This window comes from Methanosarcina sp. DH1 (assembly GCF_020804205.1).
GTDB classification, from domain to species: domain Archaea; phylum Halobacteriota; class Methanosarcinia; order Methanosarcinales; family Methanosarcinaceae; genus Methanosarcina; species Methanosarcina vacuolata.
On sequence record NZ_WJBJ01000020.1, the window covers coordinates 226,743 to 243,291 of the forward strand.

Genomic DNA, 16,549 nt, shown 5'->3' on the forward strand with positions numbered 1-16,549 from the left:
AATTATAGTATGTGGAGGGAATGACTATGGTACTTGGATACATGTATGTGTTAAAACAGATTGCAGAAGTAGAAAAGAAAAACAATATGGTGTCTTTCAATGAAATATCGAGACATTTGAAAATGAGTATGCAGCAGCTTAAAGGCTTACTCGAAATAATGGAAAAAATGGGGCATGTTGAAAAAGTTATGGACAACAGTTTCATCCTATCCTCTTCCTGTTCCGGTTCCTGCAAAAACTGTGGATGTTGCGGGTTTTTAGAAAACTCTACTGTTTCAACGGGTACGATTTACAGGCTGACCGAAAAAGGAAAAAGAGTATGTCACAACCAGACAGAATAATTCTAAAAAAATCTTGATGACCAAAAACCAGAGATTTCAAAGACCGGATGCATTCTTCCTGCCCTTAAAGTTGCACAAGCAGAACCGAAAAAGAACAGGATCAAAAAGCGAACGGAATCAAAAAGCAAGCAAAATAAAAACCGAAAATAAAAAGACGAATTTTTAGAAAATCTACAAGAGTAAAGTACAGAGTATGATTAGGATGCCATTCTATTGATCGGGTATCCTCTAAAAAACGTGGATTTGAACAAGTTAGCGTATGCTATCGAACATAATATTAACTATATAACAATTTGGCAAATGATATTCAAGAAAATGACACGAAGAGGAATTAATTATGGTAAAAACACAAATTACCTTGAGTACTCAGTGGCAATTGAGAAGAATTCTCACCATGCTGTTGACGGTGGCAGTGGTTATTTCGTTACTTCCAGCCACTGCATATGCTTACGATTCTGCCGTGGAAAACTGCTCCAGTACTACTATCATTAACTGTGCTTCAGAAAACGCATCCGATGCGGATATAGAAAAAACAGGAGTGTTGTCACCAACAACCGGAATATTAGTAGTAGCGCATGGCTCACCGGAAGATGAGTGGAACCAACCGGTACGGGATGCCGTAGAAAGTATTGATTGCCCGTACCCGATAGAATTGGGTTTTTTGGAATATGTTGAGGGGGAAGATATAGGGACGGCAGTTTCCAATCTAGAAGAACAGGGTGTTGAACATATTATCACCGTACCGATATTTGTGGCTTCGGCCTCAGATCATATTGAAGAAATCAAATACATACTGGGGATCTCTAGTATCGTGACAATATAGTTATGAGTCACTTATATACTTTGAATTCTATATTATATCTTATGTTAAATATTAATCTTAATGATAGTGAAGTTCTATTTCTTAAAAACTTTCTTAAAAAAGGACAGAAAAATGCAAGATCTCTTACCAGAGCACGTATTCTACTACTGGCAAATCAGGGAAAAGGAGACACTGAGATCGCTAAAACATTAAGTATTGGTAGAAGCACTGCTTTAAGGATAAGGAAAAGATGTCTTGAAGAAGGTCTACAAAGTGCTTTGGTAGATAAACCAAGGTCAGGTCAACCTGAAAAATATAGTGAAAGGCACGTTGCAGAAATAATAGCTCAAGCATGTACAAAACCTCCAGAAGGAAGAAATAGATGGTCACTTTCACTGCTTTGTGAAGAATTGAGGAAAAAAGAAGGCTTTGAAACGATAAACAAAGAAAGTATCAGACTTATTTTGAAAAAAAGCAAAATTAAGCCCTGACAGAAAAAGATGTGGTGCATTCAGACAATTGATTCCGAATACAGAACGAGAATGTACGATGTTCTTGACCTGTACGAAGAGGATTTTGACCCAAAAAGACCTCTCATATGTCTTGATGAGAAACCGAAACAACTTCTCAAAGATAAGCGAAATCCCATTCCAATGAAGCCTGGAAGTCTGGAGAAGTATGATTATGAGTACATCAGGAATGGAACAGCAAACATATTTGTGGCGGTAGAATTTAAAGCAGGAAAAAGGGTTACTCGAGTCACCGAAAGCAGAAAAATGGCTGACTTTGCGCAATTCATGAAAGATCTTGTTATCAAGGAATATTCAAAAGCTGAAGTCATCAGACTGGTTACAGATAACCTAAATATCCACAAAGAAAAATCATTCTATGAGACATTTAGCGAAGAAGAAGCAAAAAAGATACTGGAAAAAATAGAGTTCCATTACACACCAAAGCATGCGAGTTGGCTAAATGCTGCAGAAATAGAGATTAATGTGATGAATACACAATGTACAAACAGGCGAATACCTGACATAAAAACGCTTAGTAAAGAAGTAGATGCATGGATGCACAGAAGGAATATAAATAAAAAGAAAATAAACTGGAAGTTTACGAAGAAGAATGCTGATGAGAAAATGGCAAAACATTATGTGTCATAATTAAATCGTCACGATACTAGTGTCAAGTTAACCGCAAAACGTCGTATAAAACCGATTATTTACTTTTTTCTTGAACATTTTCCAATATATGTTACTGAACGCCCTCTCTTTTTTGGTTCTATTTCGGATATTTACGGGTATATTGTACTTAATTCCTCTTTTTCGGTTATTTTTCTGGCTCTTCGTTGTTTTGTGTGATATCCTCATAATATTCTCATAAAAACCAATTAGGTCTTGAGTTGAAAATCATCTTATCCATACGGAATAGCGAAGGGCCATTTTCTGGTATTACCGATTCTGATCTCTCAGGAGGGTTCAAGATTTGACTCAATTACAAAATTAGTCTTCTGCTTATAGGTTTCAACAATTCAGATTCACTAAAAAAAATAAAATCCGGTAAAAAATTTTTAGATTTTTTTCTTTATCACAAAGTATTCCACAAGAATCAAGAACAGGGGCAGAGAAATTGCCAGAACTATTTTGGCTTTCCCTATAGGATTTCCGGTTTTGCCATCCTTTTCTGCACTTCCGTTGAAAGCACTCGTGTTTGTTTCACCGTTCCAGCTTCTCAACACTTCCTCTTCTGCTAGTCCATTGACTTCCGATATATTTCCCCCATCTGTGGAATAACTGGTTATTGCAAAGCAGGAGAAACCAGACGTTTTCGATTTAAAATAAACGTAATCCGTATCTTCTTTTACTTTTTCGGTATCTAGAGGCTCCCAGCCTTCGTTATACCATTGAAGAATTATCTGGGACTGACTAATRTTATTCTCTTCAAGCCATGACTTTTYAACTTTGAACTCTATAAACCCATTTTCAAAATAATTGGCGACTCCTGCTCCATAATTTCCTACCCAGATATTCACATATTTATATATCTTRCCAGAAGGGGCTCCTGAGACAAAAGTAGAKTTATCTTTGAGCATTTCTACAGTTGYAATTGTCTTCTTTAATGTCTTTAGTGGGTCAAATTCGATATATGTAATRCATGTGGCACCTTCCAGAAAATCGAACTTGATATGATARCCACTTTGAACGTTCCCGGTGGCAAGCTCCTTTGCCTCTACATTACTTACTGGTTCTTTAGAAAGACTGACGCCTCCTGAACCGCCGCTGGAAGAGCCTGAACTCTTACTTCCTGAGCCGCTGCTGGAAGAGCCTGAACTTTCACTTCCTCCGTCATCGCTTGAAACTGTTTCTTTATATACGGTTGCTGTTTTTGTGAACTCATTATTGGTTTCATTGCTTTCAGATACAACGCTTCCTGAATCTGCGGTTGCTTTCACTTCGATTTGCCCTTCGTTCCCGGGAGTCCAGAAAAAAGTGCCTGTTCCGGCCTCACCTGCTGCAAGAGCTAGTATCGTTGTAACTCCAGTATAACTTTCATTGTTTCCCTTGATGTCATACTTAATTTCACTGCTTTCAGCGGCTGCAGAACCATTATTCTTCACTGTTACCGTAAAGGTTATATTCTCCCCAGGATGTGGTTCTTCAGGACTCAGAGAAATCGATTCTATTTTCAGGTCTGGAAGCTCACKTTTTACGYTTATGGTTTTTGACATTTCATTGTTGTCTTCATTACTTTCACTAATGGTATTCCCAGAATCTGCGACCGCTGTTACACTCATGTTCTCTTCATTTCCAGGAGTCAGCGAAAATCCTGTGATTGCGCTCTCCCCTGTTAAAAGTTCAGGGATAGAGATTTCTCCTGAAGTTCCGTTACTACTGTATTTTGCAGTACTATTACTGGCAGTTGCCTCTCCCACATTCTTTATTTTCAAAGTAAAGTTCAGAAGTTTTCCGGTTTCAGGTTGTGTTGATGATTCTGGATACAGGTCTTCAATTATCAGATCCGGAAGTGAGTCCTGTACTATATCCACAGAAATTTCTTTCTCACTATTCTCTACGTTTTCTAAAGAAACCTTTATTGTTACAGTTCCTTCATTGTAAGGAGTTGTCCAGGTGTGGGAAATTAATATTTCTGATCCAGCCTCTATTGCCGGGACTTCTTCTTTTTCTTCGGTTTCATCAATGATATATATTATATTCGTTGGCTCTGAGGTTTTATTTCCTGTGTTTTTAACTAATGAATTAATAACAACCGTGCTGTCGGGTTTTGGATAATCAGGATCAGTGGAGAGTTTTTCCAATATAAGATTGGAGGTTAATGTACTATTTGTTGAATTTCCGTTGTCTGCAAATTGTCCATCTGCAGCAGATACTATACAGGGCATTAATCCAGGAATTATTACTAGTCCTAATAATACAGAAATTAAAGAATTTAAAAAATGAGATTTCATTTTAATTGGCCTCCTCCCTTAGCAGTGTCACGAATTAGTTGCAAATTTGAAGTCAAATTTTTGCGTAGGATGGGAAAATTGACCTCCAGATATGGAATTGCTACATTATAACTTCTTGATATCTATGATTTATAACATGAAAGTTTTTTCAAGTACTTTCATTTCTTTTTGCCTATTATTCGAAGAATTTCATGTGTGTTAGCATGAAAATACTGCCATCTGCAAGTACTTTCATTGGTTGTGCATGTTATTCAAAGAGTATCATGTTCGTTTAGTTAAACTGACACACTGCCCAAAAAACAAAATGACAAAACTAAAAACTAAATTTTTGCAGTCTTAATGTGTCTATAAACTTAAATGGTATCTAGTTTATATTAATACAGGGGTTCCTGCCCGCTAGTTCGACACGAAATATAAAAATCATTATAAATTTGTACATATACCCGTTTTTTCAATAATAACTGGCTTAATTTTTCCTTAATCAAAATACAAAAATACCTGAAAAAGAGCTCTCTTAATATTTTTTTCTTTATTATACATATAAATAATCAATATTTACATTATATAGAAAGGACATGTACAGGAATAATAACGATTACAAATTTTCGGCACACTGCCAAATACTCTAAAATAGAATAAAAATATGAACTAATAATGCGAAGCTTATTTTGAGTTTCTCGATTCCTTCGAGAAAAACGAAAAACAGGGCTTTCAGGTGGTAATAATGGAACCCGAGAAAATCTCCGAAGGCAGAGTTGTTGCGTTTATCGATATAGGCACTAACTCTATCCGGCTTCTCCTGGTCCGGATCAATCCCAATGGGTCTTACCTGCCCCTGACTAAGCAGAAGGAAACAGTCAGGCTCGGGGACGGAGAATTCATAGACAGGATTCTGCAGCCAAAGGCGATGGAACGCGCAGTTGTTGTCTGTAAAAAGTTCATGGAACTTGCCAGGGCCTACAGGGCAGAAGAGGTCATAGCTGTGGCTACCTCGGCAACGCGAGATGCGAGTAATAAAGTTCAGCTTCTCGAAATGTTAAAACAGGAGGCAAACCTGGAAGTCTGTACGATTTCCGGAACTGAGGAAGCTCGCCTCATTTACCTTGGAGTATCAAGCGGGCTTCGGCTCGGAAACTCAAAAGCCCTGTTCATAGATATCGGAGGCGGGAGCACTGAAGTATCAGTAGGGGACCAGACCCAGTGTTATTATCTTTATTCCTTTAACCTTGGAGCTGTCAGGCTGACAAATATATTTCTACCGGACGAAACAGGGCCTGTTTCCGAGGAACAGTATGAGCAGATTAAATCCCACATTCGGCACAAAATTGCAGATATAATAAAAGACCTTTCCGAGTACGATATAAGCTGTTCAATTGGAAGCTCGGGAACAATTGAAAACCTTGCCAGGATCGCTTTTGTCTACCTGCGCAAAACAACCAGCGAAAGCTTTGAGAAACTGGAGTATGAAGACCTGAAGAAAATAGTCAGGGCAATGTGTGCCATACCCCTGGAAGAGCGGCGCAAATTCCCGGGAATCAATGCACAAAGAGCAGATATTATTATCGCAGGGGCTGCAATTATTGAGACTTTTATGGAAGAGATGGGGCTTTCAGAAATCAGGATAAGTAAACGCGGGCTTCGAGAGGGGCTGCTTGTAGACTATATCTCAAAGAGTGAATTCTCCTACATGATTACGCAGATGTCTGTAAGAAAACGCAGTATCATGCAGCTTGGGCTTACCTGCAATTTCGATGAAGAACATGCTCATATCGTTACCAGACTTGCCCTTGAACTCTTTGACAGTATTCAGGCACTTGGGATTTATAAGTTCAGGGAAGGGGAAAGGGAACTTCTTGAATATGGTTCCATCCTGCATGACATAGGGACATTTCTATCATATGATACTCATCAGGCCCATGCCTATCACCTGATAAGGGAGAGCAGTCTTCCAGGTTTCCAGCCTGAAGAAATCGAAATAATAGCTAATCTTGCCTATTTCCACAGGAAAAATACGCCTAAAAAGAAACATCCCAATCTTGTCGGGCTTAATAAAGACATAGTAAAAAGTATAAAAGTTCTCAGTGCTCTGCTCCGCATCGCTGAAGGACTGGACCGTTCTCACAATGGAGTTGTTTCCCACGTCCGGTTTTACATAGCTTCTACAGACAGCCTGGTCCTGGAAATTCATGCCCAGCGGGAGTGCCAGCTCGAAATCTGGGAGGTAGAGAAGCAGAAAAAGTATTTTGAGAAAATATTCGGATACAATCTTCAGTCTAAAGTCCTTATAAAGCAGGATACTGGAGTTCCCTTTGTCCTTGAAGGAGACACTGAGCTTGAGGAACTTCCAGAGGTCGAAATGTCCTCAAAAAGTTAAGTTAACAATTCTGTATTAGTACAGTTTACTGCATTACGGTTACTGCATTAGTACAGATTTTTCACCACGTTAATACAGATTTTTCACCACGTTAGTACAGATTTTTCACCATGTTAGTACAGACTTTTAACCACGTTAGTACAGGTTTTTCACTATGCTTTCAATTCTTTCCCTGAAATTTCCATTACATATCTTTTCCCAGGCATCGGGAAAGGCATTGAGCAGAGTCTGGAGTTCTTCTTCTCTGTATACAAGATAGGCTTCGATTCCTTCTGCACTTCCTTCTGCACCTTCGGAAAATTTATTTTTCCCGGAAGCTTTTTCGCTCTCGACAGAACCCCATTCCCCGGTTCTCAGGTAAGAACCCAGCAGGTCAAGTGCAATTACTGTATCGTGGAGGTTTCCTAGCTGGTCCTGGAAGGCTTTAAGCTCTTTGATCAGGGTTTTTGCGTCTTCTCCAAGTACGCTCTCAAAGAATTCAAGGGTATAACGCATTCCCTTGACTGCAATCCTGAGCCTGTGCAGGCGTTCAACAGGAAGATAAAGCCCTTCCACCCATTCGGAGTAAGCCCTGATATCTGCTAAACGTGCGTAGAGAATTGAAGGAAGCACTTCTCTGACCCTATGGGGTAATGAATCATGTTTTTTGTTAGTCGCAGGAAGTATCAGGGTTTCTGGAGAGGCAAATGCATCTGAAAAATCTCTTTTGAAAGCCAGGTATTTTTCACTGTCCAGATAATCAAACATGTTTTTCCTGGATTTTTCTCGCTCTTCCGTAAGCACTGCAAAAAGAGAATCAAGATCATGTTCATGTTCTGGAGGCAGGGTTTTCAGGTACTTTTCGGCTTTCTCGCGGAAAACGTCCAGGTCCCTGACTTCCCCAAGTGAACCAAGCGTTCTCCTGAACCCTTTGAGATGAGGCTCAAGCTGCTCGGAATCAAGATAAGCCTCAAAAACCCTTGCTGCAGCTCTCATTCTGCGGACTGCAACCCTCATATCGTGCAATTCTTCGATATCCTCCCCTTTTATAGTTCCTTCTTCATGAAAGAGCATACAGGAAAATTGATGGGAAAATATTCTGCAGGCAAGCTGCGCCATAGAGTCAGTCGGTTTAATAATTACCTCTCCACCCAGCATGCACTTCTTCTTTGCAGCCTGTTTTTCCTTTGCAGCTTGTTTTTCCTTTGCAGCCTGTTTTTTATCTAGTCTTTTTTCCTCCTTTACTTGTTTTTTTTCTGGCTTTTTTTCATTTCCGGCCTTTTTTTCCTCTCCGACCTGTTTCTTTGTTTCTATTTCTTTTGTTTCGGATTCATTTTCAATTAGAACTTTTTCGTACTCAGTAGCCTGAGAAAACAGGAGTTTGTTTCCGTAGAGATATTTCCAGAGTTTACTTTGTGTCTCAAACTTTTTTGCAGTTTTTTCAGTTACATCCCCTATAATTTCTATATCCAGAACGTTTTCAAGCGACCTTATCTTTCCTGGCTGGATTTTGAGGGATTCGAAAAGGTCTGCAATTGACACAATAGATGCAAGCATCAGAGATTTGTTCTGTAGACCTGGAGGCAGCCCCGTGTGGAAGCCTTTCAAGCTTGAGATTAAACTTTTTTCGCTTACGTAATGGCTTACAAAAAGATCCTGAAGTTCAATGATTAGGGTGAGCATTAAAATTTCGTGAAGCCTGAATCCTTTTACAGGATGTGTTAGAAGAATTTCCCTGCTCATACGTGCGCTCTCGCCAGGAAAAATGGAGTTTCCGGTATCCTTCAGGAAGGCTGCAAGTCCTAGGAGTTTTCTCTCTTCCTGTCCCAGTTCATGGTATACAGACAGACCATCAAAAAGCGTAAGAGCATATTCCCTGCATTTTTCTGCCCGGTTTTTATTTGCTCCGTAATACTCGAGCAGGCTTTCCGGGTTCCATTGTTTAAATTCTAACGCTTTCTTTTCCTTTTTCGAAATACAACTTTTCCCTGCCTGAAAATGGAATTCAGGATCTTTTTCTTTGTAGGTTGTAAAAGGAAAAATAAGAAGCCTCTTTTCTTTAAATTCTGAGCGCAGAGCTTTTATTTTGGTTTGGGAAACTTTTAAAAGCGAGCTGAGCTCTTCACAGCTCTGTCCCCTGTCAAGTCCCATCAAAATCTGAGCCTGCTTACCATACATGTTTTTCTGGTCTGCAAGCTGTGCGCAAAAAGCTCTTTCTCTCAGGTCAAGGAAGGTTTTTTCAGGAAGGTTCTCCATGAAAAGAAAAGCTCTTTCGAACTTGGAAAAAGGGCTTTCTTCAAGGTTGTAATGCTTGAGCAGGAAAAGCCGGATAGTTTCCAGGTCTTCTGAGCTTCCTTTGCTTTTAAGCTCAACTTCAAATTCATTATAGTGTTTTTCCCTGCCTTTACTTTTCAGGTTTACTCGGTCAAGGTAAGTCTCAGCTATAAGCTTTTTTCCCATTTTTACCTGGCGAATTACCCTTTTCTGCTTGAGGGACAGCAGCGGAAAAAGGTCAAGTCCTGCCGTAAATTCAAAAATCAGATCTCTAATACGTGAATCAGGACATGCGAGTACTGAGATTCCATCAGGCAGGAAACTTACATACTCTTCTCGCCTGTGAGTTCCACCTTCAAAACCTCCCAGGCTTTTAATAGTAACCCAGCTTCCGTCTTCCCCAGATGATTTCCTGACCCGCAGGTAGTAGCCCGAAGCCATAATAGCCCGGTCCTCAGTATCAAAGAAAATATCCTCATTTAACTGGATTTTCGCTTCCGAAAGAGAGTATGAAGCAAGCTTTGAAAGGCTTTCAAGGGCCTGAAAATCCGTTTCTTCCATTACCAAAAATTTTGATTCTATCTCCATACTCTTTTTCTCCCACCCAAATCCCCAACTTTTTGTGAAATAGTTTGTCCGGAAGCTTTTTGTAAAATGGTTTGCCTGCAAGCCTTTTGTAAAATGGTTTGCCTGCAAGCCTTTTTAAAAAAGGCTTGAGTGAAAACCCCCAGAAGGGGGCATGGTTAAGCAGACGATTTATAAATAAAGACTATAAATTTCGCTCTTTCCAGCCCGTCGTTATTTCCTGTAATTAAAGGATTGTAATTAAGTTAAATGTATAGATGTATGTTTGAGGCCACAATTAAATTAGTTTAGACGCTATAAACCACAGGATTTCGATAGAGTTATTTTTTCTAAATTATTCCTCTCCATTGTTTTTATATAATTACTGCTCAAATCCTTATAAATAAATCTAATGTTATTCTTTTTACCTGTTATAGTTTATCAGTGATTGTCACTTTTCAAATTAATTCTAGTTGAATCGTCCTATAAAATTGTTTTAATATTCATTTCCTGAAAATAACTACTTCATCAAATAAAATATCTCGGAAATTAGCCTTTTCGAGATTCCTGCCCCATATATTTGGCTCGTACCACTGATTCTTATTATTGCTCGAACTAATAGCCCGTATTACTGGCTCATTAATTTCTGGCGGAAATATTTCAATTGAGTAACATTGAGTAACAATTCAAAAAAGCTAAATGCAGTAAAACATATCTACTAAAAATTTAAAAAATATTAGGGAATATTCTCAAAATCCGGCTTATCAGGAATTTAGTTTATTAATATTAAATCTGAACCTCTCATACTAAGTAAAGTTTATTCATGTGAAATCTTGCTTAGTTGTTTAGAAATACTTGCTTAGTTGTTTAGAAATCACTTAATTCAGAATGCAGAACCACCTTATTACTGACTTTGTAACTCGGAAATCCAGGTTCCAGACAAAAATACTTTTACAGTCTAGAACTTTCATATTACTGAGCTTTCAATATTATCGAAGTTTCAATATTATCGAAGTTTCAATATTATCGAAGTTTCACTTATTAATGATAAATAGATTAATGACTTATGGAGTAACTTCCTTTGACAGGTAATGATATACTACTCTGGGATGAGACCCTATTTAAGGACCCGTCTGTGCTTGAGCCTGACTATCTCCCTGAATATTTTCCTCACAGGGAGTCACAATTAAATGGGCTCAGATTTGCGCTCAAGCCAGCCCTTCGCGGTATGCGGCCTTTGAATTGTTTGCTTGTAGGTCCCCCCGGAACAGGAAAAACCAGTGCAGTTATGAAGGTATTCGGGGAAGTTGAAGCCCATGCAACTGGTGTTGTTACTGTTAAAGTTAACTGTCAGATTGACTCCACACGTTTTGCAGTAATGTCCAGGATTTACAGGAAGCTTTTTGGAATCTCTCCTCCCAACTCGGGAATTGCTTTCAGGAAAATCTTTGAGGCCGTTGTTAATTTTCTAGTCTCTTCGGAGAAAATTCTGCTTGTTGCTCTGGATGACCTTAATTATCTCTGCTATGAAGGGCATGCTAATGAAGTAATGTACTCGCTTTTAAGGGCACATGAACAGTACCCCGGAACAAAGATAGGGGTAATTGGAATTGTAAACGACGCTTCGGACCTCTATTGCCTGGATTCCAGAGTGAATTCGGTATTCTTACCTGAAGACATTCCATTCCCGAGGTATGAAAGTACCGAAATTCTTGATATTCTCAAAGACCGGGTAAAATACGGCTTTTATCCTAAAGTGATTTCTGAAGAGTTACTTGAACTCGTGGTCTCGTATGTAGAACGGACAGGAGACCTCAGGGTTGGAATTGACCTCCTAAAACGTTCTGGTTTTAATGCCGAACGCAGGGGAAGCCGAACAATCTCGTCTGAAGATGTGGAAAAAGCGTATGAAGCGTCCAAACTGCTTCATCTATGCAGGGGTATCAGCCTCCTTTCAGGGCCAGAGAAACACTTGCTTGAGCTAATAGCAAAAAAAGGAGAAATCCAGGCAGGTGAACTTTACAAGTCCTTCCATGAATTAACTCAGCTTGGATATACTCGTTTTTATGGAATTGTCAATAAGCTCCAGGTGCTTAACTACATAGATGCGGATTTTACCGGCAAGGGCCAGAGAGGCAGGACGAGAATTATAAAAACAAAATTCAGGACTGAGGATGTTCTTAATTGTCTTAAGAAAGATTAAGACTCAAACACATCAACCCGCAATGAATTGCGGGGAATCCTGGCTTATATGTTTAAAATTATCTTTTATCCGATGTTTTTAGTTCCATTTTTTAGTTTCATTTTTTAGTTCCATTTTTTAGTTCCATTTTTTAGTTCCATTTTTTAGTTCCATTTTTTAGTTCCATTTATACTTCGTATTCTATTTCCTGATTAATCGATATCAAAGGGCATTTTAAAGTAGAAGGGGATATAGATAATTAAGAGTGTAAACTACCTCTCCCCTCCGTCGAGTCGAGGAAGGGGACTCACTGCCTGGAAGGAAAACAGTTTTTTGCTTATTATAATACCTTAAAAGCTTTCAAAAGAACTGAATTTAGGCTGAAACGAGACTGAAAATAAGCTGAAAAGGGCAAAATAAGCTGAAAATAAGCTGAAAAGAGACAAAATAAACTGAAAAGAAGCTGAAAAGAGATATAAAAAAGGATTAAACGAAATCTAAAAACAAGCCTGAAAAATGAGAACGGAGATTCACATGGATTTCCGGGAAAACCGAAAATACATGTTTTTCAGGCTTGAAATCTTTCCCGACTAAATATTTTAAAAAAGGAGCAGTGAGAAAAATGCACCTTTTTCGGGTTTAGCCAGTACTTGATTTATTGTCTTATTTTTCAGGAATTTACATCATTCCTGGGGGCATTCCGCCCATTCCTGGAGGCATTCCGCCCATTCCGCCTGGCATTCCGCCCATTTCTTCAGGGCTTGCTGTACGGGTAGAAGCTATGATATCGTCAATCCTGAGAATCATAACTGCAGACTCGGTAGCTGCATTGATAACCTGGGTCTTGACTCTGAGGGGTTCTACTACGAAGTTTTCCCACATGTCAACGACTTTGCCTTCGAAAACATCGAGTCCTGCGGTCTTTACACCTTTCTCGTGCTGTGAACGCAGCTCCATTAGCATGTCAATTGGATCGAGACCTGCGTTTTCTGCAAGAGTTCTTGGAATGATTTCAAGAGCTTCAGAATAGGCTTTGACTGCAAGCTGTTCTCTGCCTTCGAGAGTTGCTGCGTATTCCTGGAGCCTGAGTGCAACCTCAACTTCAGGAGAACCGCCGCCTGCAACGAGCTTCTCATCTTCGATTGCAACTCCAACCACACGCAGGGCATCTTCAAGAGCACTGTCAATACTGTCAACTACATGCTCTGTACCGCCGCGCAGAAGAATTGTTACAGCTTTCGGGTTGTCGCAGCCTGTGACAAAGGTCATGCTGTCTCCACCGACCTTTTTCTCTTCCACAAGGCCTGCATATCCGAGGTCTTCGGGAGTGATTTCATCCATGTTAGTGATGAGTTTGCCGCCTGTTGCTCTTGCGAGCTTTTCCATGTCGCTCTTCTTAACTCTGCGTACAGCAAAGATACCTGCTTTTGCAAGGTAATGCTGGGCAAGCTCTTCAATTCCCTTCTGGCAGAAGACAACGTTTGCTCCGCTGCCGATAACTTTCTGGACGATCTTCTTGAGCATCTGTTCTTCCTGGTCAAGGAAGGACTGGAGCTGGTCAGGAGAAGTTATGGAGATTTCCGCATCTACTTCGGTGTCCTTCAGTTCGATTGCGCTGTTGAGAAGAATGATTTTTGCATCCTTAACTTTTTCAGGCATGTTGGGGTGGATTCTTTCCTTATCAATGATCATGCCCCTGATAAGCTCGGAATCCTCTACCTTACCGCCGACTTTCTTAACAACATTGATGTTGTCTCTGTCAACAGTATTCTTTCCATTTGTGTCTACAACGCTTGTTACAGCATCTACGGCAATCTCTGAGAGGAGTTTTTTGGAGGACTCAGCACCCTTTCCAGTCATTGCAGTTTCAGCAATACTGACCAGCAGGTCACGGTTGGACAGTTCTACTGTCATTGCAAGGGAGTTCAGGACTTCTACGGCTTTTTCGGCTGCAAGCCTGTACCCTGATGCGATAATTGTCGGGTGGATTTCCTGCTCAATTAAATCCTCAGCTTTACTTAAGAGCTGTCCTGCGACCACAGCTGCACTGGTAGTTCCGTCTCCGACTTCCTCGTCCTGTGTCTTAGCTACTTCTACTACCATCTTTGCTGCAGGGTGTTCGATGTCCATTTCTTTGAGAATGGTTGCCCCGTCGTTTGTAATTACCACATCGCCCATGGAGTCAACGAGCATTTTATCCATGCCCTTGGGACCAAGGGTTGTTCTGACTGCTTCTGCTACTGCCTTTGCAGCCATGATATTGTTACTCTGGGCATCCCTGCCTCTGGTTCGCTTACTTCCTTCTTTTAAAATGAATATTGGCTGTCCTGCCATGATTTAATCCTCCATTAGTATGAGTTTGAAATAGCTCTACAATTAAAATCGCATTTTACATGTTTGTACTTCTATATAAACTCATCCCGCTGATAGTTCTGGATCCAACATTTCGCAGTATATTTTTGAAAATAAATATTTTATCTTGATAGCGTTTTTGGACAATAGTAAAGTAATTTGGGCCTATAACGACATTTGGTGAGAAGTGAATTATGCCATTTTTATTTTCTAATATGATAGCAGAGCTAAAAAATGATAGCAGAGCTCAAAAACCTCTTCTTAGGGGTAATTTCCCGGAATATTGTGAAGAACTCTATTCTATGTCAATTGATTGTGTTAATGAGTATGTCCCCTTCAAGAGAGGCAAAGATAGTTGGGAAGATCTCTATAATCTTGAGGGGAGGATCTAAAACCAAATTTCAATCCTTCCAGTCTCTCTCGATTTATGAGTATTCTACAAACTGAAAAAGCTATAAAAAACTGTAATTTTTCTCAACTCACTAAACAAAATAAAAAAACGTTTCAGGGACTTAAATTCTGATTTGAAATTAAAAATAAATTAATACTTTATTCTGCAAAATATCGTACATTACATCTTTTTTTCAAAAAATACGTATAATTCCTATTTAAAACTCTGTTTAATCCAATTTAAAATCGTAAAATTTATCTAAAAGTATTGTACTCCTTTTTTGGTGAACATTTGTGAAATCTCTGGTTATCACATCGAACAAACATTCCAAATAGAAATTATTTTTGTAGGTAGGAGGCATTTTTAATTTCATATTACCAGTCAAATGTACAGGTATAGATCCTGATCTTAATTGGTTTAATAAGAAAATTAACCAAAAATATGTGCAATATGAAGAATTTATACCTATTTAAGAGGTTTTATGCACTAAATTACTGTTATTTGGCTATATTTTTGACATCTGGAGTTATTAATCTCTTTGTTATTGATAAAAATGTATTAAAATGCTTGAATGAGAGTTAAGAAAAAAGCACTATAAAAACACTATAAAAGCACTATAATATGTCTTTGGGGAAGTGTCTATAATGCAAAGAAACTACTGGCCAACTATAAAATGGAAAACTGTAGACCCGGTAACCTTGAGTGTAGACCCGGTAACCTTGAGAATGGATTCAGAAAAGCTTTCAGAGCTTGAGCCTATGATAAAAGCCGAGTACAGCAATATAAATGGTATTGTTGTTGTGAGAAATGGATATATTGCTTATGAAAGATACTTTAATGGTTATGGCCCGGATGATACACACCATGTGGCATCTGTAACGAAAAGCATAATATCTGCTCTTATTGGTATTGCCATAGATGAAAGATATATTGAAAATGCAGACCAGAAGGTGCTTGGTTTTTTCCCCGAGTATGTTCCCGATTCTGCTGACTTACAAAAACGAGAAATCACCATACGCCATCTTCTCACTATGACTGCTCCCTATCCATTTGCGGATTGGCACGAACCGCTGGACAGGATGTGTATGCAACCTGACTGGGTAAAGTATATTCTGGATATGCTGGGCCAAAAAGGAAGTATTGGAACTTTTAAGTATTCCACTGCAGGGGCGCACCTGCTTTCAACTATCATTACTCGTAGCACAGGAAAAAGTGCCCGTGAGTTTGCCAATGAACGCTTATTCAGACCCATTGGCATGAAAGAAATCCCGGATCATGAAATGAAAGCGTTTGGGTTTGAGGATTTATTCGGGAAAAATATGAAAGGATGGGTTAAAGACCCAAATGGTAACTCTACGGGAGGATGGGGGCTTACGCTGACTCCCCGTGATATGGCACGTTTCGGTTTTCTATATCTTAACCATGGAATTTGGGACAATAACCAGATTATTTCCGGGACATGGATTGACGAATCAACAGCTATGAACCTCAATAAATACGGTTATCTGTGGTGGTTACGCGAAGAGGACGGAGTTTTTGCATATTTAGCACTGGGAGACGGTGGTAATGTTATTTGTTGTATTCCAGAAAAAGACCTGATCATAGCAATTGCATCAGAATTCATGTATCCTCTTCAAATTGAGTGGAAACCCCTCAATTTCCACTCACTGAGCTTTTTCTCTGATGATTTGAGCTAAAGATGGCATCTCACATATACTGCTGACTCTATCGCATATGTACTGATATGCACTTACCCCCAGTTTCTTTGCTGTCTGAATAATCGTCATAAATGTATCATTTGCTTTTGTTCCTTCCTCTGTTATGGTT

Annotated in this window: 8 protein-coding genes and 1 pseudogene; 6 read left to right on the top strand and 3 right to left on the bottom strand. The window is 39.3% G+C overall.

Annotation, left to right across the window (positions count from 1 at the left end):
- Positions 1-26: 26 nt before the first annotated feature.
- The 3 genes and pseudogenes from FXW07_RS11310 (at position 27) to FXW07_RS11320 (ending at position 2,303) form a co-directional block, all read left to right on the top strand.
- Entirely contained in the window at positions 27-341 is a 315-nt protein-coding gene (locus FXW07_RS11310; protein WP_229395525.1) for a FeoC-like transcriptional regulator, read from the top strand.
- Between the two features lie 337 nt (positions 342-678).
- On the top strand, positions 679-1,164 hold the full coding sequence (locus FXW07_RS11315; protein WP_229395526.1) for a CbiX/SirB N-terminal domain-containing protein: 486 nt from the start codon (positions 679-681) through the stop codon (positions 1,162-1,164).
- Between the two features lie 41 nt (positions 1,165-1,205).
- Positions 1,206-2,303, top strand: a pseudogene (locus tag FXW07_RS11320) (IS630 family transposase).
- Between the two features lie 407 nt (positions 2,304-2,710).
- On the opposite strand, the gene FXW07_RS11325 reads toward FXW07_RS11320, so the two are convergent.
- Positions 2,711-4,540, bottom strand: a complete 1,830-nt coding sequence (locus FXW07_RS11325) for a PGF-pre-PGF domain-containing protein (RefSeq protein ID WP_229395527.1) — start codon at positions 4,538-4,540, stop codon at positions 2,711-2,713.
- A gap of 790 nt (positions 4,541-5,330) precedes the next feature.
- On the opposite strand from FXW07_RS11325, the gene FXW07_RS11330 reads away from it, so the two are divergent.
- The gene (locus FXW07_RS11330; RefSeq protein WP_229395528.1) at positions 5,331-6,980 is read left to right on the top strand and encodes a Ppx/GppA phosphatase family protein; all 1,650 of its coding nucleotides are present in this window, start codon (positions 5,331-5,333) and stop codon (positions 6,978-6,980) included.
- 135 nt (positions 6,981-7,115) lie between these two features.
- Here FXW07_RS11330 and FXW07_RS11335 read toward each other — a convergent pair whose 3' ends face one another.
- Complete coding sequence (locus tag FXW07_RS11335; RefSeq protein ID WP_229395529.1) at positions 7,116-9,821, bottom strand: CHAD domain-containing protein; 2,706 nt, start codon at positions 9,819-9,821, stop codon at positions 7,116-7,118.
- A 1,057-nt stretch (positions 9,822-10,878) separates the two neighbouring features.
- Between FXW07_RS11335 and FXW07_RS11340 the strand changes: the two genes are divergently transcribed.
- Positions 10,879-12,000, top strand: a complete 1,122-nt coding sequence (locus tag FXW07_RS11340; RefSeq protein WP_229395530.1) for an ORC1-type DNA replication protein — start codon at positions 10,879-10,881, stop codon at positions 11,998-12,000.
- A 657-nt stretch (positions 12,001-12,657) separates the two neighbouring features.
- On the opposite strand, the gene thsB is transcribed toward FXW07_RS11340, so the two are convergent.
- A complete protein-coding gene (gene thsB / locus FXW07_RS11345; RefSeq protein WP_229395531.1) occupies positions 12,658-14,313 on the bottom strand; it encodes a thermosome subunit beta in 1,656 nt (551 codons plus the stop codon).
- A gap of 1,053 nt (positions 14,314-15,366) precedes the next feature.
- On the opposite strand from thsB, the gene FXW07_RS11350 reads away from it, so the two are divergent.
- Positions 15,367-16,419: a serine hydrolase gene (locus FXW07_RS11350; RefSeq protein WP_229395532.1), complete on the top strand. Its 1,053-nt coding sequence runs from the start codon at positions 15,367-15,369 to the stop codon at positions 16,417-16,419.
- Positions 16,420-16,549 lie beyond the last annotated feature (130 nt).

Bases quoted from the DNA above. Each gene is read 5' to 3' on its own strand.
- FXW07_RS11310 (WP_229395525.1), top strand. From the start codon at position 27: ATGGTACTTGGATACATGTATGTGTTAAAACAGATTGCAGAAGTAGAA.
- FXW07_RS11315 (WP_229395526.1), top strand. From the start codon at position 679: ATGGTAAAAACACAAATTACCTTGAGTACTCAGTGGCAATTGAGAAGA.
- FXW07_RS11330 (WP_229395528.1), top strand. From the start codon at position 5,331: ATGGAACCCGAGAAAATCTCCGAAGGCAGAGTTGTTGCGTTTATCGAT.
- FXW07_RS11335 (WP_229395529.1), bottom strand. From the start codon at position 9,821: ATGGAGATAGAATCAAAATTTTTGGTAATGGAAGAAACGGATTTTCAG.
- thsB (WP_229395531.1), bottom strand. From the start codon at position 14,313: ATGGCAGGACAGCCAATATTCATTTTAAAAGAAGGAAGTAAGCGAACC.
- FXW07_RS11350 (WP_229395532.1), top strand. From the start codon at position 15,367: ATGCAAAGAAACTACTGGCCAACTATAAAATGGAAAACTGTAGACCCG.